Here is a 1964-nt window from a genome sequence, read left to right as displayed (position 1 = left end):
GGCGTCGGCGCCCCCTCGGGCGGCGGATCGGTGGCGGTGCGGCAGCGCGTGCAGCCGCGCCGCGTGGCGCTGGACCGCCCACAGACGCCGCTGCCGCGGATCATCCTGCTGGCGCTGTCCGTCTCCCTGGTGAACCCGCACGCCATCCTCGACACGGTGGTGATGATGGGCACCTTCGCGCAGACGTTCGGGGCGGCGAAGTGGGCGTACGTGGGCGGCGCGGTGGCGGCCTCGCTCGTGTGGTTCGCCGCGCTCGGCTGGGGCGGCACCAAGCTCGCCCCGTCCATGGACTCGGCGCGGACGTGGCGGATCGTGGACGCCGTGGTGGGCGTGCTCATGCTGGGAATCGCCGTGAAGGTGGGGCTCACGCTCCTCTGAGCCGCCCGGGGAGGATGATGGGGGCATGAGTCCTTCCCCCTCCGACTCCGCCCCCACGCCGACCGTCGCAGCCGGGGAGGTCATCCGCGTCTCCGCCGTCGTGCTGGCCCGCCCGGACCGCCGCGTGCTGACCGTCCGCAAGGCCGGCACCGCCATGTTCATGTTCCCCGGCGGCAAGCACCTGCCCGGCGAGGCCCCCGTGGACACCGCCGTCCGCGAGGTGGCCGAGGAGACCGGGCTGCGCCTGCGCCCGGACGAGCTGACCCGCCTCGGCGCGTGGGACACCGCCGCCGCCAACGAGCCCGGCGCCGCCCTGCACTCGGAGGTGTTCGCGCTGTGGCGGCCCGTCGCCCGGCACGAGGTCCCCGAGCCGACGGACGAGATCGTCGAGCTGCACTGGATGGACCCCGCCGCCCCGGCCGCACCGGGCGGGCACGGCGTGGCCCCGCTGCTGCACCCCGTGCTGGCCGCCGTCGCGGCAGCGCCCCCGTTCTGACCTCCAGGCGGGCCGACCGGCCCGCGCTGATGTCCGCACCGGCCACTAGCCTGGCCGGGTGACGTCGCTGCTCCGCATCCTGCGCTTCGCGCCCCAGCTCCACCGCCTCTACCTCGGCATCGCCGTCAGCTCCGTGCTGGCCGCGGTGCTGGCCCTGGCCACCCCGTTCCTGATCGGTGCGGCCACGGACCGGATCGTCGCCGCCGTCGCGGGGGAGACCGACGTGGCCGAGGCCGTCACCGCGGTGACCTGGCTGGCGGTCGCGTTCCTCGCCGTCGAGGTGGCGACCACCCTGGTGGTGAGCGTGGGCGGCTACTGGGGCGACGTGATGGCCGCGCGCATGCGCACCATTCTCTCCACGCGGTACTTCGAGCAGCTGCTGCACCTGCCCCAGCGGTACTTCGACACCGCGATCACCGGGCGGGTCGTCAACCGGTTGAACCGCACCATCAACGAGATCACCCAGTTTCTGCAGTTCTTCGCGAACAACGCGTTCACCATGCTCGTCACCACCGCCGCGGTGCTCGTGATCACGGCGTTCTACTGGTGGCCGCTGGCGATCCTGCTGGCCGTCGTCTTCCCCGTGTACATGTGGCTCACCGCGCGGACGTCCGCGAAGTGGCAGGTGTGGGAGGGGGAGAAGAACACGGAGGTGGACGTCGCCTCGGGGCGGTTCGCCGAGGTGGTCTCCCAGATGTCCGTGGTGCGGGCCTACAACCGGCAGGACCACGAGCTCACCGGGTTCCGCGACCGGTTCCTGCGGACCGTGGAGATCACCCGGCAGCAGTCCCGGTTCTGGCACGGCATGGACGCCGGGCGCCGGCTCGCCCTGAACGTGGCCTTCGGCGCGATGTACCTGATCGTGTTCGTCCGCACCGCGCAGGGCCTGTTCTCCGTGGGCGACATGGTGATCCTCCTGCAGCTGATGAACATGGCCCGGCAGCCGATCTTCTCCATGAGCTTCCTCGTGGACTCCGCCCAGCGCGCCGTCGCCGGGTCGAAGGACTACTTCGAGGTGCTCGCCGAGGAGCGCGAGCGGGCCGGCGGGGCGGCGCTCGCGGCGGCGAGCGCGGAGGAGCCCCGCGCGCCG

3 protein-coding genes are annotated in these 1964 nt (G+C 72.9%); all 3 read left to right on the top strand.

What is annotated here, in order from left to right; translation table 11 throughout:
- Positions 1–378 (top strand): LysE/ArgO family amino acid transporter (locus HMPREF3105_RS09985; protein WP_168168012.1); only part of this gene is annotated, 378 nt, incomplete at its 5' end.
- 25 nt (positions 379–403) lie between these two features.
- On the top strand, positions 404–874 hold the full coding sequence (locus HMPREF3105_RS09980; protein ID WP_036336764.1) for an NUDIX hydrolase: 471 nt from the start codon (positions 404–406) through the stop codon (positions 872–874).
- A gap of 58 nt (positions 875–932) precedes the next feature.
- The coding region (locus HMPREF3105_RS09975; RefSeq protein ID WP_141762497.1) for an ABC transporter transmembrane domain-containing protein at positions 933–1964 on the top strand (1032 nt) is incomplete at its 3' end.

The sequence above is a fragment of the Micrococcus sp. HMSC31B01 genome (genome assembly GCF_001816085.1).
In the GTDB taxonomy this organism is placed as follows: domain Bacteria; phylum Actinomycetota; class Actinomycetes; order Actinomycetales; family Micrococcaceae; genus Micrococcus; species Micrococcus luteus.
This window is presented reverse-complemented; position numbering and strand designations above follow the sequence as displayed.

Excerpts from the sequence above, each read along its gene's own strand:
- HMPREF3105_RS09980 (WP_036336764.1), top strand. The coding sequence starts at position 404 with ATGAGTCCTTCCCCCTCCGACTCCGCCCCCACGCCGACCGTCGCAGCC.